The organism is Burkholderia sp. 8Y, assembly GCF_902506145.1.
Taxonomy (GTDB): Bacteria; Pseudomonadota; Gammaproteobacteria; order Burkholderiales; family Burkholderiaceae; genus Caballeronia.
This window is the reverse complement of the sequence record NZ_LR733520.1, coordinates 2,151,426-2,176,005: the sequence shown is the minus strand read 5'-3', so window position 1 is coordinate 2,176,005 and position 24,580 is coordinate 2,151,426. Positions and strand designations below refer to the sequence as shown.

The following is a 24,580-nucleotide window of genomic DNA, read 5'->3' as shown; positions in this document are numbered from 1 at the left end:
CGTTTCGAAGTAACTCGTGCAGACCCGCTTGGCTTCCCCCATTTCACGGAGCGTGCCGTGATCGAGCCAGATCACGCGATCACACAGGCTGCGCACGGCCGAGGAATCGTGACTCACGAATAGCACGGTTCCGGTCTGCTGGAAGCGGCGCAGGAAGCGCATGCATTTCTGCGTGAAGAATGCATCTCCCACCGAGAGCGCTTCGTCGATGACCAGGATGTCCGCGTCGACGTGGGCGATCACGGCGAACGCCAAACGCACGAACATGCCGCTGGAATACGTTTTGACGGGCTGATCGATGAACTCACCGATGTCCGCGAAAGCAATGATTTCGTCCAGCCGCGCGTCGATCTGCTCCCGGCTCAGGCCGTGGAGCTGTCCGTTCATATAGATGTTGTCGCGGCCGGTGTATTCGACGTCGAAACCGGAACCCAGTTCGAGCAGCGCTGCAATGCGCCCGCGTCTTTCGATCTCTCCGTCCGTCGGCGCGAGGGTGCCGCAGATGATCTGCAACAGCGTGCTCTTTCCCGAGCCGTTGCGGCCGATGATGCCAACCGTTTCCCCCCGGGAGACCTCGAAGTCGACGTCCTTGAGCGCCCAGAAAGTCCGCACGCAGCCGCGCGCGCGCGCGCTCAGGAAGCGGCGCGCGGATGGAGCCACTACGGCCCTGCTGGCTGCACCGTAAATGCTCTGCTTCAGCCGGTCCGTGGGCCGCTCGTATGAGTCGAATCCCTTGCCTAGACGCGTGCCGCGAATCACGACCTCAGATGACATCGGCGAACCCTCTGCGCGTCTTCTGGAACCATGCGAAGCCGAACCAGGCGACGACGAGGGCGATGCCCGAGTACACGCTCCAGCGCGACCAGTCAATCGATACGCCCCAAACCAGCACGTCGCGGCTCTGTTCGATCGGATACGTCATGGGATTCATGTATACCAGCGAGCGGAACTGTTCCGGCAGGGACGACACCGGAAAGAATACCGGCGACAGAAACATGAGCGCCGTGACCAGGATTCCGATGGTTTGTCCGATGTCGCGCAGATAGACCCCCGTCGCGGCCAGCGCCCAGCTGATGCCGAGTATCAGCACGCACAGCGGCAGGAGCACGATCGGCAACATGAACGCCGTGACGGGCACTGAACCGACAATTAGCCACTCGGCGATCAGCAGAATGAACACGCTCACGCAGAAGTGGAACAGCGCCGAGAGCAGCGTGACACAAGGAAGGATCTCGAGCGGGAAGATGATCTTCTTGACGAAGTTCGCGTTCGAAAGTATGAGAGACGGCGCCCGGGTGATGCACTCCGAGAACAGATTGAACATGATCATGCCCGCGAACAGCACGACCGCGAACTCGCTCTTGCTGGCGCTCTGCGCACCGCCGCCGCTCCAGCGAGATTTGAAGACCTCGCTGAATACGAACGTATAAATGCACAACATAAGCAGCGGTGTGAGCAACGACCACAAAATGCCGAGAAACGAGCCCTTGTAGCGGCCGACCGCGTCGCGTCGTCCCAAGTCGAACATGAGTCGTCTGTTCTTCAAAAGAGAGGCAGCAAGATACCGCGGCGAAACGCTGAAGCTTTGCATAGACGATCTTGGATTCAACAGGTAATAAGGCCGGGCGCTTGATTCGCCCAAAGCGCGCTGTCGAGCTTGCGCGGAGCCAGGGTCTGGAATTTCTTGCAGCGGCAGACTGGCGCCGGCCGGCCCGGGTGGCGATAAACGCAGAATTATCTCACACGCATTATTGGCGACGCCGCCAGTAATATCGCGGAGGCTGTGTCGAAGTGTAAGAATCGCAATAGTCGTGCGCGGGCGAATTCGTCGCGGCGCAATCCCACGGCGGGCGGCGCGGATTTTCGGCAGAGACGGGCCGGCGCGGGTACTGGGGCGCTGTCGTTTTTTCGCACGGGGAATGCTGTAATATTATCCGTTTTGATTTCAGGCGCTGGTCAGCTGTGGGCACGCACGACGCTCCTGTTTGGCCGTCTCAGTCTTCGCATGGAGGCGGGTTGGAAGGACAACTGTTGAGTTCTGGTGGCACGGCAATCGAGGCGCACCGCATTAGCAAGGCATACGAGTCCTACGCTCGACCATCGGATCGGCTCAAGCGCAGCATTCGGGGCGTCGCGAGGCGCTTCGCCGCGCGCGCATCCGCCGCAGGCGACAACGCTGCCAACGCTGATCCCACGACCTTTTCCGCCTTGTCCGACGTGACTTTCTCCGTCGCCGTCGGGGAGACAGTCGGAATCATCGGGCGTAATGGCTCGGGCAAAAGCACCTTGCTTCAGATCGTCTGCGGAACGCTTGCGCCGACTTCGGGCTCCATCTCGGTCCAGGGGAAGGTTGCCGCGCTGCTCGAGCTGGGTTCCGGCTTCGACGTGCAATTCACCGGGCGCGAGAACGTCTATCTCAATGCGCAGCTGTACGGACTCTCGCGTCAACAGATCGACGAACGCTACGACAGCATTGTCGAATTCGCGGAAATCGGCAAGTTCATCGACCAGCCGGTCAAGACGTATTCGAGCGGAATGTTCGTCCGTCTTGCGTTCGCGGTCATCGCTCACGTCGACGCGGACATCCTTGTGATCGACGAGGCCCTCGCCGTCGGCGACGCCTTCTTCAACCAGAAGTGTTTCCGCTTTCTTCATGAGTTCAAGAAGCGCGGGACCATCTTGTTCGTGAGTCACGACACGTCGTCCATTCGCAAGCTGTGCTCCAAGGCCATCTGGCTGGATCACGGCAAAGTGGTTGCGCAGGGCGATCCCGACGACGTGTGCACCGCCTATCTCGAGGCCTACTACAGCGCGGGCACGCCGGCGAGCGGTGGAAGCACGTCCGGTCTCGCGCCTCGTCGCGGCGCCAGCCGTGACGTGCGCCGCGATCTGATCAACGGCTCGTCCTTGCGCAACGACATCGAAATCCTGCCGTTCAACCCGGATTCGCAGTCTTTTGGTTCGGGCGGCGCGCGAATCGCCGACGTAGCCATCCTCGATTCCGCGCGGCGTCGGCTGGACTGGGTGGTGGGCGGCGAGTCCGTGATATTGCAGGTGTCGGTGGCGATCGGGGAAGCGCTTGCTTCGCCCATAATAGGTTTCTATATCAAGAACGACCGCGGCCAGGACCTGTTTGGCGCGAACACGTTCGGAACGTTTGCCGACAATCCTGTGCGGTGCGAGCAGAATGATGTACTGCGCGCGGAATTTTCGTTCGTCATGCCGGTGCTGCCGATTGGAGATTTCACGATCAACGTGGCTGTGGCGGAGGGCACTCAATATAGTCATGTCCAGTTGCATTGGATTCACGACGCCGTGCCGCTCAGGGTTCATGCCTCGCGTGTCCGGCACGAACTGATCGGTGTGGCAATGACGCAGGTCGAAGTCGCCAAGGCGTGATGCCACGACGAAAGAAAGCATGTATCCCGGCGCGATTGCAGCGCAGGGCAGAATATTTCAACGACATCGTTGTCCGGTCAGATTGCACAGACGGTCGCCGGTAGGAAATCCAATATGAAAAGCACTAGCCGAACGTTCAAATTCAAAGGCGCAGAAGGCGGCCACGAGTTCACTGGGGAGCGCTATCTTCCGGGAGTCGGCGGTCCTATCCAGTACGAACACTTTCATCGTTACCTCTTCTCGACCACGCTTTGCCAGGGCAAGGAAGTGCTCGACATCGCCTCCGGCGAGGGATACGGCTCGGCGGTGCTGGCGCAATCCGCGAAGCAGGTTATCGGCGTGGACATCGACGAGCAGGCGGTGAACAAAGCGCGCGCGCGTTACGCGGAGCAAACCAATCTGCGTTTCCTGCATGGCAGTGCGACGGCGATTCCTCTACCGGATGCCTCCGTGGACGTTCTCAACTCCTTTGAGACGCTTGAGCATTTCACGGAGCACGAAGCATTCATGACCGAGGCGCGGCGAGTGCTGCGGCCCGATGGTCTGATGATAATCTCCACGCCCAACCGTCCGGTGTATTCGCCGCCGGGCGCACCGCCCAACGAGTTCCACGTGCGCGAACTGGATCGTGGAGAGTTCATTGCGTGGCTGAAGAGCGGCTTCAAGAACTTCGTGCTCTACGAGCAGAAACCGACGGCGGGATCCTTGCTGTTTCGCGAAGGCCGTGAGGGCGCGAAGCAGGTCACCTACTGGTCGGAAGTCGCGCCCAACGAATACCGGGCAACGGCAGGCATCGTCGATCCGGTCTATTTCGTGGCGCTCGCATCCGATGGTCCGCTTCCCGAGCCGGACGACGACGTGCTGGAAGGCGCGCTGTCGTTCGCCCGTTATGACGACGCCCGCAATCAGCAAATCGGCGCGCAGCTTACCGAAATCACGCGGCTTACCACCGAAACGCTAGGCCGGGGTGAGGAAATCGGCACACTGACCGCCGAGACCGTCCGGCTGACCGAAGCGGTGCTCGAGCGCGACGCAAAGGTGGGCTCGCTGACCGTGGAAACCGTCCGGCTCAACGAGGAGATCGTCCGGCTCAATCAGGAGTGCAGCCGGCTCAACGATCAACTGGCGGTCGCCAAGGAGCTGAATCATCGCCTGAGCGACCAAACGAACGTGATCAGTCTGCTCAAAGGCATTGGCGAGCAGGTCAGGCAATCGCATTCGGTCCTCGATCAGGTCCAGGATGGCGTGCGACAAAGCCGCGCTTACATTCAGATCGAAGCCGTGCTGCGGGGCGAGAATGAGGCACTGAAAACTCAGATCGCCGCGATCTACGGGTCGACGTCCTGGTGGATCACGAAGCCGCTGCGGTTCGCTGTCAGAAAGCTGCGCGGCATGCGTCGCGGCGTCGCCGCAACCCCCTCGCCGGCGGCTCATCAACCCGCGCCTCCGGTCCCCGCTGCGTCCGCCGCTCCGGTGGAAGCTTCCGCAGCGCCCGCCGCGGCGCCCGTCGTCACGACAGCGCCGGTCGCGACCGCGCAGACGCGAGCGCTGGCGACGGTGCGGCCGTTCGTTGCCCATCACAATCCGCGTGCGACCGTCGTCATCCTCCATTCGGGCGATGAGCGTGCCCTGCGTCAATGCCTTGCCGCATTGAGCGAGCACGCCGACGAAGTCCCGGTGCGAGTGGTGGTCGTCGGCGCGCAGGCGTCCGCTGCCGCCAAGCAATTCAACATGGATGTTCTCGGCGATGCGCGGACCGTAGCCTCGCTCGATGTGTTGCGCGATGCTCTCGGCGCCCCCGAGGGCGACTACGTGGTTCTGCTGTCGGACTTGCTGATTGCGCAAGCCGGCTGGCTCGAGGCTCTCGTCCAGGGCTTCGCGCGCTTCGACGACGCAGCCGCGTTCGCGGCGCTGGTCATCGACGAGCAAGGCGTCGTGCGCAGCGCGGGCGCCGCCATCGAGGCGGACGGACGTTTGAAGCCCAACGGCGTCGGACTGACGGCGGAGAGTCCGCTCGTGAACGCCGTCACGCGCGTGTCCTCCGCAGGCCCCGGCTTTGTCGCGATAAGAACGCGTACATGGCAGCAGATCGCGGCGGATTTCGGAGCGGAAACGCCGTTTGGCGCCGGCCTGGCCGGCATTGCGCTGCGCATTGCCGAACTGGGCGAGCACATCTACTGCCATCCTTTTGCGCGCTTCGTCAGCCTGGAGCAGACGGTGGAACGCGAGCCGAATGCCGACGAGAAGTGGAACGACGCTTACCAGCGCTGGGCGCTGCGCGAGCGCTTCGAGACGACTTTCGTGTCGGCGGGCGCGAACGGCGGCCCGCTCACGCTGGCCAAGCGTCCAAAGGTCGTGCTGATCGATGCGTTCGTTCCGAAGCCCGACCAGGACTCCGGCTCTGCAGACGTGTTCTGGTACATGCGCATCTTCCAGGAGTTCGGTTTCGAAGTCAGTTTCATCGCTGCGTTCGAAGATAAGCCGGTCGAATCCTATTCGGATGCGCTGCGGCGATGGGGCGTGCGCGTGCAATATGCCCGCGGCCTGGAGTCGCTCAATCGCCTGGTCATGTCCGAGGCCGCGCAGGCCGACGTGGTGCTGGCTCAGCGCGTCATCGTCGCGCGCCATGTCATCGAGCCCCTCAAGATGGGCGTGCCGCACGTCAAGGTCGTTTTCGGGACCGTTGACCTGCACTATCTGCGCGAGGAGCGGGCGGCCATCCACGAGCGGTCCGCGGAGGCGCTCGATTTGGCCTTGTCGCTGCGTAGGGAAGAGATCAGCGCGATCAGCAAGTCGGACGCGACCATCGTGGTGAGCCGTCTCGAATACGACATCGTCAAGCGCACACTGCCTGCGGCGAACGTGCATCGGATTCCCATCCCGCGCCTGCCGACGCGTTCGGCGAAGACCTTCTCCGACCGTTCCGGCGTGATCTTCGTCGGCGGTTTTGCGCATAGGCCGAACGTCGACGCGGTCACGTTCCTCGTCAACGACATCTGGCCGAAGGTCATCGCACGCCTTCCGCACGCTAAGCTCGACATCGTCGGCAGCAATGTGACGCCCGAAGTTCAGGCACTTCACGATCCTGCGAGAGGCGTGACGATCGTCGGCTTTGTCGAGAACCTCGATGGCGTGCTCGAGCGGGCACGCCTGTCGGTCGCGCCGCTTCGTTTCGGCGCGGGCATCAAGGGCAAGGTCGTGTCGAGTCTGCTGCACGGATTGCCTTGCGTGCTGAGTCGCGTCGCGAGCGAGGGCATGGGTCTCGTGAACGAGGAACATGTGCTCGAAGGCGACGGCGCGGAAGAAATCGCGAATGCGATCATTCGCCTGCATGAAGACGAGGCGCTGTGGAACCGCCTGGCCGATGCGGGCTTCGCGGCGGCGATGGCCGAATACTCGGTGGAAAGCGTTGCCGCGAAGATGGCCTCGCTGCTCGGGTCCATCGGGTCGAGCGGAACTTCGCACAAGCTGCGCGCCAACGCATTCAACGTGCTCGCCTGATATCCCGGCGACACACTGACTAGAACCGGACATGCTTCAATCCCTCTTATCTTTTTTTCGCAAGACTTCGGCCAGCGCGCCGAAGGACAAGCTCAATGTCCTGATCGAACTCGCCTCCTTCGATAAGGGCGGCCTCGAAAAGGTCGTTCTCGATTCGGCCCTCGCGTTCGATCGCGCGCGCTTCGACGTGACCATCGTCACGCCGGGAAAAGTCGGCCATCTGGGTAGCGTCGCGCAGGCTGCAGGGCTACGCGTCATTGGATTGCCCGCGGGCGACGTGCTCGGCGCCTATCGCAAAACGCTGAAGCAATTCGACATCGATGTGTCGATGTCGCACTTCTCGAACACGGGCTATCCGCTCTTCGCGGAGCGCGGGATTCTCAACATCACTTTCATTCACAACGTCTACGCATTCTTTTCACAGGAACAGGCGCGCGCCTTCGCGGAAAACGACCGCTACGTCGATTGCTATATTTCCGTTTCGCGCAATGCCACGCGCTACGCGGTCGAGAATCTTGGCGTGACGGCGAGCAAGGTCATCACCGTGCCGAACGGACTGATCATCTCGGAGCACGAGGCGCGCGAAAAGAAGCCGGTCAAACTCACGCGCGAAGCGCTCGGATTGTCGGAGTCGGATTACGTATTCGCCAATATCGCTTCGTATAACCTTCACAAAGGTCACTACATCATGGCGGATGCGATGAAGCATCTGCTCCAGCGCCGCCGCGACGTGAAGATTCTGTGTGTCGGGAATGTCGTGTATCCGCCGCACGTCGAGGAACTCAGGCGCTACCTCAGCGAGCACGGACTCGATGGTCACATTCTGATGCCGGGCTATTTCCCCGACGTCGAGGACGTGCACCGCATTGCCGACGCCTTCCTGCTGCCGTCGTTCATCGAAGGCTGGAGCATTGCCATGAACGAGGCCATGTTCTATCAGAAGCCCATGATCCTGACCGACACGGGCGCCTCGGCAGAGGTAATCGAAGACAGCGACATCGGCATGCTGATTCGCAACGAGTACGGTGACACGCCCAGACTCAATTCGGCATTGCTCGACGAACTCGCGTACAAGCCGCACAGCTATGAGATTGCACCGGTTCTCGCACAGGCGATGGACGAAATGGCGTCGAACCGTGAAAAGTGGCGCGAGAAGGGGCGAGCCGGCCGGGCAAAGATTTACGAACGCTTCGATTTTTCCGCCATCGTGAAGCGGTACGAGCAGATCATCGAGAACGTGGTGCGCGAACGGCGCAAGGCTCACTGAACAGGCGGACTGGATCATGCTCGGCGCTCTGAAGACTTTTTATCGATTCATACGTTGGCGTTTCAAGCCTGCCGTGTGCTTTTATCTCGGCAATCACCTGTTCATGAACTGGATGCCTTACGGCCCCCGCCATTGGTTTCTGCGCCGTTTCTGTCAGGTGCGGATGGGCCGCGATTCGAGCATGGCGATGGGGTGTTTCGTAACCGGCTATCACATCTCGATTGGCGACAATACGGTCATCAACCGCTACACCTATCTCGACGGACGCGTGCCTCTCACCATCGGCAACAATGTGAACATCTCGCATTACACGCTGATTCAGACGCTCACGCACGATCCGCAGAATCCGGACTTCGTCTGCCTGTGCAAGCCTGTCGTGATCGAGGATCACGCGTGGATCGGTGCACGCGCGATCATCTGTCCTGGCGTGCGCATCGGCGAGGGCGCGGTGGTGGGCGCGGGTGCGGTGGTGACGCGCGACGTCGAACCTTACACGATCGTGGGCGGGAATCCGGCTCGCTTCATCAAGGAGCGGTCGCGAGACTTGCACTATAAATCGCGGTACTTTCCTTTCTTCGACACCGACATTCAATGACGGGCCGATCATCGCCCGACCGTCTTCGCAGCCACATCATGCCTATCTTCAAATCTCGCAAGGAAGTGACCGGTGCGCTCACCGGACCGAGCATCTCGGTAGTCGTGCCGCTCTACAATCATGCGCGCTACATCGAGTCCGCGCTGGAAAGCGTCTTGACGCAGACGTCGCCCGCCGATGAAATTATCCTGATCGATGACGGTTCGTCGGATAACGGCTTCGAACTCGCGGAGCGCGCCCTGGCCAAGGTCAGCCATGCGCGCATCTACAAGCAGGAGAACGCGGGCGCTCACAACACGTTGAATCGTGCAATCGGCATTAGCCGAAGCGAGTATGTGGCGGTGCTCAATTCGGATGACGTTTTTTCGCCGGAGAAGCTTGCGTACTGCCGCGCTGTTTTGAGCGAACGACCTGGCGTCGGACTTATATCGGGCGCCGTCGGCATCATGGACGATGACAGCGTTCGCCAGCAAGCCGGCGTGGCGATCGACTGGCTCGGCCGCGCGCGTCAGTTCCTTGTCGGCACGGGGCTGCCGCAACTTGCGTTGATGAACGAGAACTTCGTCGCGACCACGTCCAACATGGCGTTCTCGCGCAAGCTATGGGAAGCGGCCGGCGGCTTCCAGCCCTTGCGTTACTGTCACGACCTCGATTTCCTCATGTACGCGTTCGCACACGATTCCGTGCATCTGGATCTCGACCACGAGCACATCGTGTATCGCGTGCACGAGCGGAACACCATCAAGGAAGACATCAGCAAGGTACGTGTCGAGATCGCGGCCGTTATCGCTCAGGGCCTTTTCCAGTCCGGGCCGCGGCTGTTCTCGGCGGGACTCGACGAGCAGGATCTGAACGCGTTCGTGCAGTTTCTGCGCAACAAGCAGTTCACCGAGTTGCTGGTTTTCTTTCAGACCGTCCTGCCGGCCTTCGCGACCCGCGCCGCTTTCTATGATTACGCGTCGGACCCGCGCAACGCGTCGGCGTTTCGCGCAGCGGTCACGGCTTGATTTATGGTCGGCGCCAGGACGTCGGCGCCGATCCACACATAAACAGCGATGACACAGATCACAACTTCCAGTTTCAACAGGGCAGACGAGCGGCATGAAGTGCCTTTGCAGGCGGTGATTCTGGCCGGCGGCTCCGGCACGCGGCTCTGGCCTCTTTCGCGCAAGCACTTTCCGAAGCAGTTGATCAACCTGCTGGGCGACGACTCGCTGCTGCAGGCAACGGCGCGACGTCTCGACGGTCTTCAAGGCGCGCGGCGCGTGGCGGCGGAAGTGATGGTCGTATGTGGGGAAGACCATCGCTTCACGACAGCGGAACAGTTGCGGCAGGTCGGCCGCCAGAGCCGGATCGTGCTCGAACCCGTCGGCAAAAACACGGCGCCCGCACTGACGGCGGCTGCACGGCTGCTCACGCAAAATGGCGGCGATGCAATCATGCTGGTCATGCCGGCCGATCACGCCATTACCGAACTGTCGGCGTTCACCCGCGCCGTATCAGTGGCCGCCGACGAAGCGGCTGACGGTCACGTGGTGACGATGGGCATCACGGCCACGCGTCCGGACACGGGATACGGTTACATCAAGGCATCCGGCCCGGCCGGCGAACGCGGCGCCTTGGGGCTCGAAGCGTTCGTCGAGAAGCCGAATCGTGAAGTCGCCGAGCGCTACGTCGCGTCCGGCGATTATCTGTGGAACAGCGGCATCTTCGTTCTTTGCGCGTCGGTATGGCTTCGGCTCGTCGAGCACTTCTGCCCGGACATCGGGACCGCAGTATCCAGGGCTGTGGAACACGCAAGCGCAGACCGGGACTTCGTGCGTCTGGAAACCGAGGCTTTCGCTGCGAGCCCGTCCGATTCCATCGACTTCGCGGTCATGGAGCATCTGAACAGGCCGGGTTCGCCGGCGCGGGGCGTCGTCGTGCCGTTGACTGCGGGCTGGTCGGATGTCGGTTCGTGGGATGCGATCTGGGATCTGACGCCCAAGGACGATGCGGGCAACGTCGCACGGGGCCGCGTGATATTCGAAGGGGCGAGCAATACGTTCGCTCACTCGGAGGGACGGCTCATAGCCTGTGTGGGTACCGAAGACTTGATCGTCGTCGAAACGCCGGATGCGATCCTCGTTGCCAAGACCTCCGAGGTGCAAAACGTGAAACGCGTCGTTGCACGGCTCGAGTCGGGCGCCAGTTCGGAGGCGGTACACCACCGAAAGGTCTATCGTCCCTGGGGATGGTACGACTCGATCGATTGCGATCCGCGCTTTCAGGTCAAGCGCATCGTCGTCAATCCCGGTGCGGAACTGTCCTTGCAGATGCATCATCACCGCGCGGAACACTGGATCGTGGTCAGCGGCACGGCGCTCGTCACGCGCGGCGATGAAACCGTGCTGCTCTCCGAGAATCAGTCCACCTACATTCCGCTCGGCCAGAAACATCGCCTCAAGAATCCGGGCAAGATCCCGCTCGCGATGATCGAGGTCCAGTCGGGTAGCTACCTGGGCGAGGATGACATCGTTCGGTACGAGGACACATACGGGCGGAATTGACGCGCCAACGTCGCGAGCGCGGTGCTTGCGACGTGGCGCTTCGGCCCAGCCGTCAAGCGTAGCCGAATGCGTGCAGCGCTTCGCCGGCAGTGTCGTGACAATGCTTTTGAGTGTCGGCGTCGAGCGACTTCGTCCACGAGGTGGCTCGCTCCGACTGGAACGGCTGCGACAAGTTCAGGTGGCTCTGGTCGTGGCGAAGCACGGGCGCGCGTGCGGCATGGTCCAGCATGGCTTCGTCGAACGGCAATCCGAGCAGCGCCGAACTTTTCTGAAGCGTGTCCCGAGGATTCGCCACCAGGTCTTCGTAGCGCACCATCAAATAGTTCGGTTGCCCCTGCATTGCGCGGAACAAATGCAGATTGGTGTAGTTCCAGAGGCGCGGAAAGTATTCCTCGATTCCAGCCGGAGCCCATGAGACGTTCCGCAATGACGACAACACTCCGCGCACATCGCGAACGATATGCAGGAACTTGATGTCGCTCGCGAGCACGCCAACTTCTTCCAGCTTTCGGATGGAGAGCAGATCATCCGGCGTCTTGTCGCCCGCGATTGCCTTGCCAGTGTTCGCGGCAATTTTCCCGTATATCGCCTTGAGGACGCCAGCCACCGTCGGCGCCGCGTGGTCGAGCGCATCGTGCACGTCGGCTCTGCTTATGTGCGGCTCGAGGGTCGAGGCGTAGTCGTCGGTGGAAACGATCAGTTGCTCGACGAGCGGCCGTGCCTTGCTCCAGTCTCTAATCGAGCCCATGAGATGTGCGACCGGGCTGATGAACGTGGTCTGGAACGGAATCAGCACTTGAGGATGCAGATTGAGGCTCTCCTTGAAGAGCGTCGTGCCGGAACGCGGGGAACCGAAGAGTATGAACATCGTTTGAATCTCGAGTTGAAACCTTAATGTTCTTGAGGGGTACGGTGCTCAAGAGGTGCTGCTTCTTCTACCAGGCGAACGAGACGGTCGATGCACGCGGCAATCGACAACTCACCGGTATTGAGAAGGAGATCGGGAGAAAGCGGCGGCTCGTACGGCGAAGTGACGCCGGTGAACTGCTGGATGCCGCCTTTCGCAACCCGTGCGTAGAATCCTTTGGGGTCGCGGCGCTGACACACATCGAGGCTCGCATCCACGTGAACTAGGCGAAACGGAACGTGGGAGGCCGCGCGAGCGCGTTGCCGATCCTCCTCGAAGGGCGAGATGAGCGACACGATGACGAGCGCACCACGATTGGCCATGAAGCGCGCGACAGCCGCCACCCGTCGCACGTTTTCGGTGCGATCGCTGGCGGAGAAGCCGAGATCCGCGTTCAGATCTTCTCGCAATTCGTCGCCGTCTAACGCGGTGACGAAATAACCTCGCTCGAAAAGCCGCCTTTCAAGATTGTGCGAGAGGGTCGATTTTCCGGCTCCGGAAAGTCCTGTAAGCCAGATAATGGCGCCAGGATGACCGTAGCGGTTCCGATGTTCTTTAATGGGCAGGTCATGCATGATGCGGATGTGCAAATGGACTTGATTCACATGCAGCAGGAAGGATACCAGTTGTGTTATCTTCCCAACAAATCAACTTTGCCGTCGCTCATACAGGGCTTACTCGGTCAGGCCGTGAGCGGGCCAGACGCTTGCGGGCACCGAAGCCAGTAATAGTAAAAGTCAAATTCGGTTTCCGCTGCCAAGCACGATAGTTGCAAAGATTTGCGCCCCCGACGAGCGAGAATGATGTCCTTATATAGTCTCCTGCCTTATTTCCTGGTTCTTGCCGCGTTGTGCCTGTTCTTTTCATTGCCGATCTTCAAATTCGTCGACGCGACTGAAACAGCGGGGCGCCGTGTAGCGACTATCGACGGTCTGCGCGGGTTCCTGGCGCTGTCGGTCATGCTGTATCACGGCATCATCAACTACAGCTATGTCGTCGACGGAAAGTGGGCTGCACCGGAGAAATTGTTCTATCGCCCGCTTGGCGGGGTGGCGGTCATGTTCTTTTTCATGATCACGGCATTTCTGTTTTGGGGTCGGTTGCTCAAAACGCGGGGCCGACCGGACTGGCGCAGCCTTTATGTGGGCCGTTTTTTTCGCATCGCACCGTTGTATGTCTTCGCGGTGCTTTTAATGATCGCGATAGTGTTCTGGCGCACTGGCTGGGAATTGCACGAGCCATTGGCCTCGCTTCTCGACAAATCGGCACGATGGCTGGCTTTCGGTCTGAGCGACGAAATGTCGCCGATCAACGCTTTTCCGTGGACCGTATTCATCCTGATGGGCGTGACCTGGAGCATCAAGTACGAATGGTGGTTTTATTTCTCACTGATCGTGCTGTCCCTGTTCGTCCGGGCGCGCATGCATATTGCGTTTGCCCTCGTGGGAACAGCGGCATCGTTCTCTCTGATGTTGACGATGCGAAGCGAACTCGCGTGTCTGCCGGCCGCGTTCTTTTGCGGCATAACCACTGCGTCTCTTTTGCATGAGGGCATTCGGCTTCGCATGCCGGACTGGTCGCTGTCGCTCGTTGCGCTCGCCGCAATGATCATTCTGTTTAGCTTTGCAGAGACGCACGCCGGTATCGTCGAGATCGCGCTCATCGGCATCGCGTTTTTGTGCATCTGCAACGGCGCGTCCTTGTTCGGGCTGTTCCGGCTGCGTTCGGCTGAACGTCTCGGGCACATCAGCTACGGAATCTACCTGCTGCAGGGCTTGCCGATGACCCTGCTGTTCTGGCACGAGCCGTTCAAGCAATGGGCGGTTTCAAGCTCTGTGCATTATTGGCTTGCCCTGTTGTTTAGCGCTGTCGTGCTGTGCGTTTTCGCGGCTTGTACTTATGCCCTGATCGAGCGTCCGTTCATCGCCATGGGTCACTCGCTGGGGCGGCGCCGGCGGCCGCTCGCCGAGTCTTCTTCAACGCTTGTCTCCAGGTGACGAGGGCAGAAGTCCGGCCACGTATTCACGCCGCGTTGCATGGGTGAACGCGCTCGATCAGGAAATCAAGTTCCTCGCAACCCCGCGTCTTGTTCTATAAGCAGTCACGCGCGTTCCACACGCGCGTTCGCGTCTGCAGTTTTCCGCGTCATCGATCGTCGTATCGGTATCAGAGCGATGATCAAAACGGCCCAGCCTGCGCCAAACAACGCATATGCCCATCCGATGAAGGGCGGCGAGAAAGCGAAGCGGATCGTGGATCGCCCTTTCGGCAGTGCGACTTCCTGAAAGATTTCGCCGGTCGGACCGACTTTCTGGGCGCTTCCATTGATCCATGCTTGCCAGCCCGGCATGAAGAGTTCGAGGCGGATCAGCTTCGATGACGCGCTACAGTCGGCTTCCAGTGCATCACGGCTCTCGACGACGAGCGAGCATCCCGCTGCGCTCAGATAGGGCGCCGGGTCGGCAATCTCCAGGAACTGCATGCCTTTGTCGCTGTAGACCAGGCTGAGCCGGGGTCCGGTGGGAGACTGCAGATAGGCTTGCAACGGTGCGAAGGACGGCGACCCGAGCGCGTTGGCGGGCGCGACGACGTAACGCGTCCCGATTCGTCGATAGCCTTCGAGATGTGTCAGCAGACTTTCGACTGCGCTCGGTCCAGCCGGATCGGCGCGCGAGACGCCGGTGAAAAGAATTGGTGAGGCATTGGGATCCAGATGCTTGACGATGTAATCGGTCCAGGCTTTCGGAACAGGCAGGTCGTTGTGATTCACTTCCGCTATGCCGAAATACGAGCCGTAGTTGGGCTGCACCGGTCCGAGCGTCGTGAAGCGATGCTGCCCGAGGTTAGCCTGAAGGAAACGGACGCCGCCGAGTTCCACGGTGCCGCGCGACGGAAGGCTGAGCACGGGCACGAGCAGATAGATCACGGCTTCGGCGACGAGCAACGACGCAAGCGCACGCGAGCGCACGCGTGCCGAGCGCGTGCCCCATGCGAACGCCGCATTTGCCAGCAGCACGATGGCAGTCACGAGCCATGCAATCTGTGCGAAGCGTCCTTGGGGAAGAAGGTTCGCGCGGATCATCATCCAGAACGTCAAGCCGCACATGAGCACGATGGCGACGGTCGCGCCTTTGAACCGCGCAACGTGTGTCTCGGTCTGCAGATGTGCGAGGCCGAATGCAGCGAGAACGCAGAGGCAGAACTCCCAGGACGGCGGCAGATACCGGAAATATGCGGCGAGCTTCAGCCCCGGAATGATATGGACGAGGGCGCTCATGCCCGGAAAGCCATAACTCATGCCGAGACTAACTGCGACCCATAATGCCAGCGCGATACGCAATCCGCGGTGCGTGCTGCCAGAGACGCCGCAAAGTGCCAATGCGACAAGGGTGCAGCCGGCGTACCCACCGACTACGCCCCAGAAGGCCGCAAAAGACTTGTCCTGAAAGATTCCGCCGAAGGCATAAGGCGACAGCAGAGCAAGCAGGAACTCGCAGCCGATGTTCGACGATGCGAAACCGTCGCCGGCATCGTGGCTCCCGGTGTGCGCGAGCGGCAGGTAATCGAAGAACGCGACGAGGATTGGCGCCGCTATGCAAAGAGCGATGGTTCCTGCAAGGCAGACGCCCAGCAGGAAATGAAACCGTACATTCCTCGGCAGCGAGGCGGTGCGGACCAGCGTCCAGGCGAGCACGAGCAGTCCGTCGAGATAGGCGACCTCCGGAAATCCTGCGTAGAGCGAGGCCGCAAGGCCGATCGTGATCGACGCCCAGCCGCCGCCGGTTCGGGTGGCCGCGCGATCGTGCAGCGTCTCGATACCGAGCAGCGTGAGTGGAAGGAACGGGATGGGGTTGATTGCGGCATTGGCGAGCCATGCGAAACTGCCGTTGAATTCGAACGCGAGCGATCCCGCCAGCGCAGCGATTGTCGGCAAAGTCAGCCGGCGCAGGAGTGCCCAGGTGGACACGCCGGCGATGATTTGCAGAATCAGGTGGAGATACAACTGCCCGTCGTGCAGAACCATCAGCCATGTCAATGGAAAAAACGCCGCTGACTGCATCTCGCCTGCGAGCGGCGCACCCACGCCTTCAAAGTGATTCCACCAGGGCAGATCACCGCTCAGCAGGTCCAGTGCCGCGCGCCGGCCGAGTGCATGGCTCGTGTAGCCGATGTTTGGGTCGATCGTCGGATAAGGCGGATAACCTCTAATCGGTCCGGGATGCAGATAGCTCTGTAATTGGGCGTACAAGAGCGTCGGATCCGCAACGAGCGCACCGATCAGCGCGGGCAACTTGACGACGAGTGGTGCCAGGATCAGCATGGCCAGGCATCGCCATTTGGCATCGTGTAGTCTGGCCGAAGCCGGGCTGGAGACAAGTTGCATGACTTATCGAGAATGTCGAGGACGCCCGATCGTAACATCGACCTTCCTCCGTCGTGACGGCCAACGGAGTGTGCGGCGACTCGCTCTGCACGAGAAGCTTCGGTCCTTCGTGAAATCGTGGGGCGCTCTCTTTATTACGGACATCTGGAGGTGTCAGAAATCTGTTTGCTGAGGCCGGTTGGAAAATCTCAGCTGATGGCGGCGGTGAATCGCTCGCCGAACAGAATGGCGAACTGATTGACTGCCTGCCGCCAAATGATAGGCGGCATCGCCCAGCCCTTTTTATGTTGCGCAAGCCTAAATGCAGGAACTTACTGGAAGCTTCGTCGCTGAGATAGTGCCCGCGATTCTTGATGATCTGCGCAACTTCATGTGCATGCTCTCGTAGCGTTGGTTGTGTATATGATTCTTCGCACCTCCGGCGGGTACGCGAAGAATGGAATGACTCGGTCCATTGGGGTATCCACATCGCCGCAACCGTTGGGAATTCCCTGCCCATTCGCTTTGAGCGAATGCCTGAAGGGCTGCTGCAGCGGCTCCGGCACTGGCGGCCCGATAAATTGGCTTCAGCGCGGTGGCCAACGGCTTACGGTCCTTCCGTCAATACGGAACCTGTCGTTTAGCGACCTAACGTTTCTGTTGCTCCTTCGAACGCGCGTCGACTAGCGTCGCGTCTGCGACCCGACACCATTGATACGGATACACACCCGCCCCAATCCGCGCGTTGTATAAATTGCAAGAAGCGACGTCAAGCGAGAAACCATAGTGTGCGAGCGCAATGCGTGAGTCGGCGATCTCTCGCGCGTTCCGCGCAGCGTCGTACTGGCGCTTGTCGAGGTAGCCGGGAATCATGGCATATACCGGTCCGCCGCGAGAACGCGCCATAGCGTGAATTCGTTCGTCGTAGGCAGGGCGAGCTTGTGGAAAAGCAGATCGAATCGTGGCAAAGGCGACCCATCCGGGAAAGAGCGGTACAAGCCAGCCCAGCGGCGGGTCGCCTGCGGTCAGGATGACCGTCGTCTTCTCGGCAGCAGTAAGGGAGGGCAGGTCGATAGAGAACATCCTGGCAGCCCACCGCTCATGCCCCCACGAATGCGCGCCGCCGGCGAGCACTAGAACGGAGCAGGCAATGAAGGTTCTCTTGGCGAGCGTGTTCGCTCGTTCGTAGGTCCTCGTCTGGCGAAGCATGAGATACATCATCAGCGGCAAGCAGAGCTCTATTGAGACGAGGTATCGCTGGATGCTGAAAACTTTCATCCAGACGACGTAGCCCACTGCGACGTAGGCAATGACGTATTGGCCACGGGCCGGCAGCGGCGGAATTTCTTTGCGTCGGAATCGGCGGACAACGTGCGCGCCTGCCCACCACCAGAAGCAAGCGTAGGCCAAAGCCCATATCACCTGATGCAAACGAGCTTGCCCGACGCGGCGCGGGTCCAACGATAAGATGAAGGGCCACACAAGGGATTCCCACACGTTCTTCGGAAACCAGATGGTGTCCACGATCGCCACCGATGAGGTCAGCGGACTCGGAAAAACGGAGCTGAACTGCGGATAGAGCGGATTGCCGTACCGATGCCAAAGTTCCGCGAACCAGAAGCCGCCCGTGAGGGCGAGCCCGGCCAGGACGCCCACGCCGAACAAAAACGCGGTCAGCATGCGCTTTGACAACGACACCGGAGCGACAAGAATTGCGGCGCACAGCGCGACAGAGAACACGGACGTCGTCAGCTTGAGCCCGGCGCCAGCCCCCGAGATGATCCCTGCAACGGCCACCGTCGCGATGACACGGCCGCTGGCTCGCGGCAGTCGCGGCCACACCTTCAGCAGCAAGAGCAGCGCGCCGAGGCTGAAAAGCGATGTCGTATCGTCGCCCATGCTGTTGCCGATCCCAGACAGGAAGTTGGCCGTTAGACACCCTGCGATAGCAAGCCAGAAAGGCGTCCGATACCTGGCAGTCTCGGGCAGATCATCGAGCGTGAGGCGGCAGATTCCGAGCAGCAACACGAAGTTCAGACCGTGCAGAACGCCCATGATGAAGCCGACCAGCATCGCGGGCAGATGCATCGTCATGAGGTAATAAGGCACGTCCAGCAGCGGGTTGAAATAGCTCTGCATGCCGGCAGGAGCCAGGTCGATCGACAGCCTTCCATGAAGGAACGCAAAAGCGTTGTACAGATGATAGTTGCGCAAGTCCCAATTGGCGTCTGCGCCGTGAGCCAGCGAGAACAGGCCGAACACCAGCGGAACGATCCAGGACGCGCGCATGAGCGAGCGCGGACTGTTCATGTCGATGCGCCGAAACGCACGCGTTCGACCGCTCGCCGTCGTCGTATTCATTGGAATGTGTGTATTTCTCTTCAGTGTCTGAACGCCCAGAACTTGGCTGCCGTGAAATTCACGCACATGCCTGCAAGCGAGCCGATGGCCACGGCCGCTGCCGGGCGGTAAGCGCCGTCATGCACAAGGCTCAGGGCGACCGCGTACGCGAGGTAGTTGACCACGCCGCCCGCCGACATCGCGATCAGATATTCGATCCATTCGCGCCAGGCCGAGCGTCCTGTGTCGGTCGTGAAGGTGAAGCGCCGATTGATGCGCCAGGTGACGATAGCAGCGCAAAAGAACGAGATGACGCGCCCGATGTGAGGACCCGCGCCGAGCCACAACGCGGCATACAGGACGCCAGCATCGACCAGAAAGCCAATGGCTCCCGCTACCCCGAAGCGAATGAACTGGGACTGCCAATCAGTCATCGTCGCGTTCGCTCGGAAGTGGGGGGAGCGAGAGGTAAGCGAGGTGCTTCATCTCATTGCGGCCCCGCGTGACGGTATCGAGCACTATGCCGCAGATAAGCAGGATGGCGCCCAGCAGCATGAGTCCGCTGCTAAGGATGACGGTCGGTATTCTCGGCACGAGTCCCGTCTTGACGAAGGTTTCGAACACCGGAATCGCGAAGCCGACCGACATCAGCGTGCAGAGGAGGAAGCCGGCCGTGAAAAAAGCCAGTGGCTTCTCGGATTTGAACAACCTGCCGATCATGAGCAGGATCCGAAGCCCGTCGCGGAAGGTATTGAGCTTGCTCGTCGAACCTTCGGGGCGCGACTTGTAGTTCGTTACAATCTCGGCCACCGGCATGCGCAATCCCAAGGCATGAACCGTCAATTCGGTTTCGATCTCGAAGCCGGCGGAGTGGGCCGGAAAGGTCCTCGCAAACCGCCGCGAGAAGACGCGGTAGCCCGACAACATGTCCTTGAATGTCCGGCCGAAGATGGCAGCCGCGCACTGCGTCAGCAATACGTTTCCAAAACGATGTCCGAGGCGATAGGCGGTTTGCTCGTCGGATAGGCGAGAGCCGACCACCATGTCGAGGCGGTTACGAAGAAGCATCTCGATCAGCGCGGGTGCCGCCGAGGCGTCGTAGGTTGCGTCGCCGTCTACCATGACGTAAATGTCCGCATCGACGTCTGCGAACATCCTGCGCACGACGTTGCCTTTTCCCTGCAGCGAGACGGATATGACGCTTGCGCCGGCATTCCGTGCGACGACGGCGGTGTTATCGCTCGAGTTGTTGTCGAACACGACAATGTCCGCGAACGGCAGACTTGTTTGAAAGTCTCTCACGACGGACGCAATCGCAGCGGCCTCGTTGTAGCAAGGAATGACGACAGCGGTTCGAAGCGGTTTTGTTAATTGAAGCATAGACACCCGACGTTGAGTACAAGGCTGCGGCTGGCGAACGATGGTGGCGCCGGCGTGCGTATTGTAGTCGTTGTGGTCGGTCGCTCGACGACGAGTTCCTCCGCCCGCGGCTGGCTACGGCTCGGCCACGGACTGCGTTACGCTCGACAGGGACCGCCGACGAGGGCCAGTGGCGCGCTTGAATGCCGGCCACCGGCCTACCTCGGCCGGCATCCGCGGACGAGAAGCCGCTGCGGATCCCGAATCTCAATCAAACACAACTCTCATGCCGACGGAATCCGCTTCAACGTTTCGCCAGATCGCGCCTACCACTTCCGGTGAAGCTTTGCGCGCTATTGCTGGTCTATTCGCTGGCATCCGGACTCTTTCTTCTGCTGGCTACTCCACCGTTTCAGACGCCTGATGCGCTCGCGCATTTCTTTCGCTCCGCGCAGATCGCAGACGGTCATTGGCTCGGCCAGAGATACGACGACACGTCAGGCGGGGACGTTGACGCTTCGGCGATTGCTTTTGCGAACGCGTATTCGTTGATTCCGTTTCACATGGAGGCAAAAGCGACGAGCGCTCTACGAACGGCCACCGACGACCTTGTCTGGTCCGGGCGCATGGAAAGAGTCAGCTTTCCGAATACCGCGATCTATCCCGCGTTCGCCTACGTGCCGCAGGTTCTGGCCATCGCCGCGGGGCGCGTTGCCGGCATGCGCATCCACACCACATATGCGCTCGCCTGTGCGGCGGGGCTCGTATTCAGCATCGCATTGACGGCTCTGGCTGTCGCCATTTCGCGCCGCACTTCTATTCTGATTTTCGCGACCGGCTTGTTGCCGACCACGATGATGACGTGAGCCAGGAGGTCACTGTGCTGCCTCTTTGTTTCCTCAGCATAGCTGCTATGGACAGACTGAGTTATGAACAGCGCCCATTCGCCGGCAAGTACGCTGCGCTCGTTGTAGCGGCGCTTGTGATCTGTATATCGGCGCGGCCGCCTCTTGCAGGTCTGCTTGTCATGCTGCTGTATCCGGGACTGAACATGTCCGATCGATCGGGTAAGTATGAGTGGGGTCGCCGCCTCATCTTTATGGCGATGACGGTCGCCTTGTCGGCCCTGGTAGTGTTTGCCTTCGGATACCACGCGTGGTCCGACTTCGGGCCTTCTCATTCGGTATCGAGGCAACTGCTCTACCTTTTTCAGCATCCGGGCAAAGTGCTTGCAATCGCCGCCACGACCTTGAAGCTCAACGGAGCGTTCTACTTCCAGAGCTTCGTCGGCGCGCTCGGTTGGCTGGACACCTACTTTCACCGTGGTTATTACGTCGTTGCATTCGGAATGCTCTGCATTGCGTTAGCCGCCAGTTGGCTGGACCTTGATGGCGCTCTGAGGTTCCCTCGGTTTTTCGCCTTCCAGAGGCCTCTGGTTATGCGGCCGCGTCCTTGGTCTGCTGAGCCTTCATCCAGTCTTGCAGGAACTGAACCGGTGATACGAAGTCGAGCGACGAATGACGACGACTGCGGTTATAAAACACTTCAATGTATTCGAACAGGTCCGCCATCGCTTCCTGATGGGTGCGGTATCGCGTAGCATGCACCCGTTCGTTCTTCAGGCTGTTGAAGAAGCTCTCCGTCGGGGCATTGTCCCAACAATTTCCCTTGCGGCTCATCGAGCAGCGCATGCCATATTGCGCCAGCTTGCGCTGGAAGTCGTCGCTGGCATATTGACTGCCCCTGTCCGAGTGATGCAGCGCGCCGGGCTCGGGCCGTCGTCGGAACCATGCCATCGTCAGCGCGTCGGTCACGATGTCAGCTGTCATGCGCGGCTTAATCGACCAACCGACGACCTCCCGGTTGAACAGGTCCAGCACGATTGCAAGATACAGCCATCCCTCATCGGTCCAGATGTACGTGATATCCGACGTAAAGACCTGATTCGGCGCTGTCGGCGTGAAGTTGCGTGCCAGCAGATTCTCAGCGACCGGCAGCTTGTGTTTCGAGTCCGTCGTAACGCGATAACGGCGCTTGTGACGGGCCCGGATGCCATTGTCGCGCATGAGTCGCTCTACCCGCTCCTTGCTAGCCGGAAAAACACGCGCGCGAATCTCTTCGGTCATCCGTGGCGAGCCATAAGCGCCCTTGACCTCGGCGTGGATAGACCGAATCAAGGCGAGCAGTTGGGCATCAGTGAGGCGCCTGCGCCCAGGCGTACCGCCGCGCTTCCATGCCCGATAGCCATTCAGACTGACCGACAGGACCCCGCACAGCGCCGACAGCGGATAGTGCCGACGATGCGAATCAATCCAGGCGTACTTCACAGGAGGTCCTTCGCGAAGAACGCCGCCGCTTTTTTTGCGATTTCAAGTTCCATCTGTAGACGCTTGTTCTCAGCCCGCAGGCGCGACAGCTCCATCTGCTCCGGCGTGACAACCTTTGTCCCCGAGCCATTGAGCTTGCCTGCCTCATCGGCCTTGACCCAGTTACGCAGCGACTGGTGTGAAATCCCCAGTTCGCGAGCGACGTCCCGCGCGCTTTGCCCGTCCTTCACTCGCTGTACCGCTAGCGTCCTGAACTCGGCGGTGTATGCCTGCTTTGGTATTTTGAACATCGATTCTTTCCTTCCTTCGGGTCGAGTTTACACACGACCTGCTGGAAGGCGAAATTTCGGGGGAAGCTCACCTGTCGGCCTACATTAACGCCGCCAAACGAGTTATCGAACTACGAGGTTTGTGTGATCGCGATTCCGGTCTGAGAGACCGTTTGCAATTCGTTTTCAATGGGATGTCAGTGAGTTGGGATAATTTCTACTATGAGGAAGCGCGGTTTCTCGCAGCCTATCGTTGGCTGGGTAAGACTGCGATCTCTTTTCCAGTCGCGCTGGCGGGCACCGTGTCTAACATCGAGGCTACTACAAGACATGGTCGATCGTTGTATGTTTTGCATCTGAAGCCGTCAGCAGCGCAGCCATATTCTCGTGACCCGACGGTAGGAGAACGGGCGCACGCCACGGTATGGACGAGTCAAGCAGAATGGTTGCAAGCGCTGAAAATAAACGACACAGTGATTGTATTCGGCCATTGGCGCCATGCGACAGCCAATACATTCACTTCCTTTGCGCGGAATGGTGATAACAAGTTTCGCAAGTATCTGGAACGGCAGTTGTCAATCTGGCTACACGTGAAGTCTCAGATTTCCCGACTGCCTGCATAGTAGGCGATTGGGTCGCCGTTAGGCATCAAAGCCTACGTGGCGTGGGTCTCTGATAACGATCGTTAAAGGCGTAGCGCCGCGCATTTCTTGTGATCGACGGGTCCTATCTGTCGCCCGCAGTCAGACTCGCACGATTCGGCGTAGTTTACTCATCGTTGTGCTTCCCTTCTGGCGATATTACCTGGGAAAAATTCGATTGGTCCCCGGGCGAATTTTAAGCTGATCGGTGGTGCTCTAACCCATTTTCATCGACTCTCGAGTCGGTTCTTAGCTGCAGCCCTCAGCGGTATTCCGCGTTGGACTGTCGCTCTCCCTGTTGCTGGTAACGATGAGCTATGTTTGACGGCTACGACGAACCGGAGAGTCAATGACGGGCGTCCGCGTGGACGTATCCTCAGTCGCTCTTCCTTTTCGTTGGGGGCTGCCAGCTATAACACACGTGCGTCCGACAGCACTCAGCCTCCGCACGCCGTCGGGCAGACAGCATCCCCTCATCCCCTCTCCGCAGGCGAATCAGTAGATTGCCGCTGTACGCTGTTCGAGAAGAGCAGAGAGAGAAGCTGCGACGGCTATCCGGAGCATTAAACGCTGATAACAAGGGCGCATGTGTGCGTTGTTGATTGCGGTACGTCTGTGGCACGTCCAGTGGCGGAGTAGTTCGCCAGCCGGTTGCCGAGTAAATGCTGCATCGAAGCGTAAAGGTCACCCCACGAGTTCACTTCGTGTTAGAGATTACGGCATCGTGCCAGTCCTGGAAGAGGTCAGTTCTTGCTTCTGAGATAACTGCGGGGACTCGCCAAGTGTTCTGCTCTGCAATTGACGCCGGACAATTGAAGAAGACATGCGGTTGAAACATCGAGTACGGCAAGGTACTTGTTGCGTCAAACTCCATCGCAGTTCCAACTGAACCGCTGCCTCATCGCGGTTTCGAATCGTCGCTTGTGCATCGCGACCTACAGCGCTGACTGCTACCAAGCATCTGCAGGGCAAAGGTCGACTAACGTGGAAATAGCGTCGAGACGAGCACGCTTATAATATATATGAGATCCGCGAACTCCCACAAAGGCGTCGCATCGATCCC

The 24,580-nt window shown here is 60.0% G+C and carries 16 protein-coding genes and 3 pseudogenes; 9 read left to right on the top strand and 10 right to left on the bottom strand.

Annotated features, from left to right (window positions below; all coding sequences use genetic code 11):
- Positions 1-207: 207 nt before the first annotated feature.
- A pseudogene (locus GV035_RS29960) lies at positions 208-774 on the bottom strand (ABC transporter ATP-binding protein); the annotation flags it as partial.
- Positions 764-1,591 (bottom strand): ABC transporter permease, encoded by an 828-nt coding sequence (locus GV035_RS20730; protein WP_159838121.1) that lies wholly within the window; start codon positions 1,589-1,591, stop codon positions 764-766. The gene GV035_RS20730 and the pseudogene GV035_RS29960, both read right to left, overlap by 11 nt.
- A 440-nt stretch (positions 1,592-2,031) precedes the next feature.
- Here GV035_RS20730 and GV035_RS20725 point away from each other — a divergent pair, with 440 nt between their 5' ends.
- The 6 genes from GV035_RS20725 to GV035_RS20700 all read left to right on the top strand — a co-directional run bounded on the left by GV035_RS20725 (position 2,032) and on the right by GV035_RS20700 (position 11,311).
- Positions 2,032-3,399, top strand: coding sequence for an ABC transporter ATP-binding protein (locus tag GV035_RS20725; protein WP_442859598.1), 1,368 nt, complete (start codon positions 2,032-2,034; stop codon positions 3,397-3,399).
- A gap of 114 nt (positions 3,400-3,513) precedes the next feature.
- The gene (locus GV035_RS20720; RefSeq protein WP_159836827.1) at positions 3,514-6,900 is read left to right on the top strand and encodes a methyltransferase domain-containing protein; all 3,387 of its coding nucleotides are present in this window, start codon (positions 3,514-3,516) and stop codon (positions 6,898-6,900) included.
- 31 nt (positions 6,901-6,931) lie between these two features.
- Positions 6,932-8,167 (top strand): glycosyltransferase family 4 protein, encoded by a 1,236-nt coding sequence (locus tag GV035_RS20715; protein WP_159836826.1) that lies wholly within the window; start codon positions 6,932-6,934, stop codon positions 8,165-8,167.
- Positions 8,168-8,183: 16 nt separating this feature from the next.
- A complete protein-coding gene (locus GV035_RS20710) occupies positions 8,184-8,762 on the top strand; it encodes an acyltransferase (RefSeq protein WP_159836825.1) in 579 nt (192 codons plus the stop codon).
- 38 nt (positions 8,763-8,800) lie between these two features.
- Positions 8,801-9,769, top strand: coding sequence for a glycosyltransferase family 2 protein (locus GV035_RS20705; protein WP_201304007.1), 969 nt, complete (start codon positions 8,801-8,803; stop codon positions 9,767-9,769).
- 48 nt (positions 9,770-9,817) lie between these two features.
- A complete protein-coding gene (locus GV035_RS20700) occupies positions 9,818-11,311 on the top strand; it encodes a mannose-1-phosphate guanylyltransferase/mannose-6-phosphate isomerase (RefSeq protein WP_159836823.1) in 1,494 nt (497 codons plus the stop codon).
- Between the two features lie 52 nt (positions 11,312-11,363).
- On the opposite strand, the gene GV035_RS20695 is transcribed toward GV035_RS20700, so the two are convergent.
- Positions 11,364-12,179: a sulfotransferase family protein gene (locus tag GV035_RS20695; RefSeq protein WP_159836822.1), complete on the bottom strand. Its 816-nt coding sequence runs from the start codon at positions 12,177-12,179 to the stop codon at positions 11,364-11,366.
- Between the two features lie 23 nt (positions 12,180-12,202).
- Positions 12,203-12,793, bottom strand: coding sequence for an adenylyl-sulfate kinase (gene cysC / locus GV035_RS20690; RefSeq protein WP_159838117.1), 591 nt, complete (start codon positions 12,791-12,793; stop codon positions 12,203-12,205).
- Positions 12,794-13,018: 225 nt separating this feature from the next.
- On the opposite strand from cysC, the gene GV035_RS20685 reads away from it, so the two are divergent.
- A complete protein-coding gene (locus tag GV035_RS20685) occupies positions 13,019-14,215 on the top strand; it encodes an acyltransferase family protein (protein WP_159836821.1) in 1,197 nt (398 codons plus the stop codon).
- A gap of 104 nt (positions 14,216-14,319) precedes the next feature.
- Here GV035_RS20685 and GV035_RS20680 read toward each other — a convergent pair whose 3' ends face one another.
- From GV035_RS20680 to GV035_RS20665, 5 genes and pseudogenes are all read right to left on the bottom strand, one after another.
- Positions 14,320-16,539: a hypothetical protein gene (locus GV035_RS20680; RefSeq protein ID WP_159836820.1), complete on the bottom strand. Its 2,220-nt coding sequence runs from the start codon at positions 16,537-16,539 to the stop codon at positions 14,320-14,322.
- A 251-nt stretch (positions 16,540-16,790) separates the two neighbouring features.
- Positions 16,791-17,199, bottom strand: a pseudogene (locus GV035_RS29540) (transposase); the annotation flags it as partial.
- Between the two features lie 30 nt (positions 17,200-17,229).
- A complete protein-coding gene (locus GV035_RS20675; protein ID WP_159836819.1) occupies positions 17,230-18,891 on the bottom strand; it encodes a hypothetical protein in 1,662 nt (553 codons plus the stop codon).
- A gap of 71 nt (positions 18,892-18,962) precedes the next feature.
- Complete coding sequence (locus GV035_RS20670) at positions 18,963-19,355, bottom strand: GtrA family protein (RefSeq protein ID WP_159836818.1); 393 nt, start codon at positions 19,353-19,355, stop codon at positions 18,963-18,965.
- Complete coding sequence (locus tag GV035_RS20665; protein WP_159836817.1) at positions 19,348-20,301, bottom strand: glycosyltransferase family 2 protein; 954 nt, start codon at positions 20,299-20,301, stop codon at positions 19,348-19,350. Before GV035_RS20665 ends, GV035_RS20670 begins: the two co-directional genes overlap by 8 nt.
- A 182-nt stretch (positions 20,302-20,483) precedes the next feature.
- Here GV035_RS20665 and GV035_RS29755 point away from each other — a divergent pair, with 182 nt between their 5' ends.
- Together GV035_RS29755 and GV035_RS29955 are read left to right on the top strand one after the other, a co-directional pair.
- Positions 20,484-21,146, top strand: coding sequence for a DUF2142 domain-containing protein (locus GV035_RS29755; protein WP_159836816.1), 663 nt, complete (start codon positions 20,484-20,486; stop codon positions 21,144-21,146).
- Positions 21,143-21,652: pseudogene (locus GV035_RS29955) on the top strand (DUF2142 domain-containing protein); the annotation flags it as partial. The gene GV035_RS29755 and the pseudogene GV035_RS29955, both read left to right, overlap by 4 nt.
- A 64-nt stretch (positions 21,653-21,716) precedes the next feature.
- Here the strand turns inward: GV035_RS29955 and GV035_RS20650 are convergent.
- A protein-coding gene (locus GV035_RS20650) for an IS3 family transposase (RefSeq protein WP_159836814.1) occupies positions 21,717-22,897 on the bottom strand; the annotation gives its coding sequence in 2 pieces (ribosomal slippage) (positions 21,717-22,645 and positions 22,645-22,897; 1,182 coding nt in all).
- Positions 22,898-24,580 lie beyond the last annotated feature (1,683 nt).

What these genes read in the sequence shown, in the direction of transcription:
- GV035_RS20730 (WP_159838121.1), bottom strand. Translation starts at nt 1,591, where the DNA reads ATGCAAAGCTTCAGCGTTTCGCCGCGGTATCTTGCTGCCTCTCTTTTG.
- GV035_RS20720 (WP_159836827.1), top strand. Translation starts at nt 3,514, where the DNA reads ATGAAAAGCACTAGCCGAACGTTCAAATTCAAAGGCGCAGAAGGCGGC.
- GV035_RS20715 (WP_159836826.1), top strand. Translation starts at nt 6,932, where the DNA reads ATGCTTCAATCCCTCTTATCTTTTTTTCGCAAGACTTCGGCCAGCGCG.
- GV035_RS20710 (WP_159836825.1), top strand. Translation starts at nt 8,184, where the DNA reads ATGCTCGGCGCTCTGAAGACTTTTTATCGATTCATACGTTGGCGTTTC.
- GV035_RS20705 (WP_201304007.1), top strand. Translation starts at nt 8,801, where the DNA reads ATGCCTATCTTCAAATCTCGCAAGGAAGTGACCGGTGCGCTCACCGGA.
- GV035_RS20700 (WP_159836823.1), top strand. Translation starts at nt 9,818, where the DNA reads ATGACACAGATCACAACTTCCAGTTTCAACAGGGCAGACGAGCGGCAT.
- GV035_RS20695 (WP_159836822.1), bottom strand. Translation starts at nt 12,179, where the DNA reads ATGTTCATACTCTTCGGTTCCCCGCGTTCCGGCACGACGCTCTTCAAG.
- cysC (WP_159838117.1), bottom strand. Translation starts at nt 12,793, where the DNA reads ATGCATGACCTGCCCATTAAAGAACATCGGAACCGCTACGGTCATCCT.
- GV035_RS20685 (WP_159836821.1), top strand. Translation starts at nt 13,019, where the DNA reads ATGATGTCCTTATATAGTCTCCTGCCTTATTTCCTGGTTCTTGCCGCG.
- GV035_RS20680 (WP_159836820.1), bottom strand. Translation starts at nt 16,539, where the DNA reads ATGCTGATCCTGGCACCACTCGTCGTCAAGTTGCCCGCGCTGATCGGT.
- GV035_RS20675 (WP_159836819.1), bottom strand. Translation starts at nt 18,891, where the DNA reads ATGAACAGTCCGCGCTCGCTCATGCGCGCGTCCTGGATCGTTCCGCTG.
- GV035_RS20670 (WP_159836818.1), bottom strand. Translation starts at nt 19,355, where the DNA reads ATGACTGATTGGCAGTCCCAGTTCATTCGCTTCGGGGTAGCGGGAGCC.
- GV035_RS20665 (WP_159836817.1), bottom strand. Translation starts at nt 20,301, where the DNA reads ATGCTTCAATTAACAAAACCGCTTCGAACCGCTGTCGTCATTCCTTGC.
- GV035_RS29755 (WP_159836816.1), top strand. Translation starts at nt 20,484, where the DNA reads ATGCCGGCCACCGGCCTACCTCGGCCGGCATCCGCGGACGAGAAGCCG.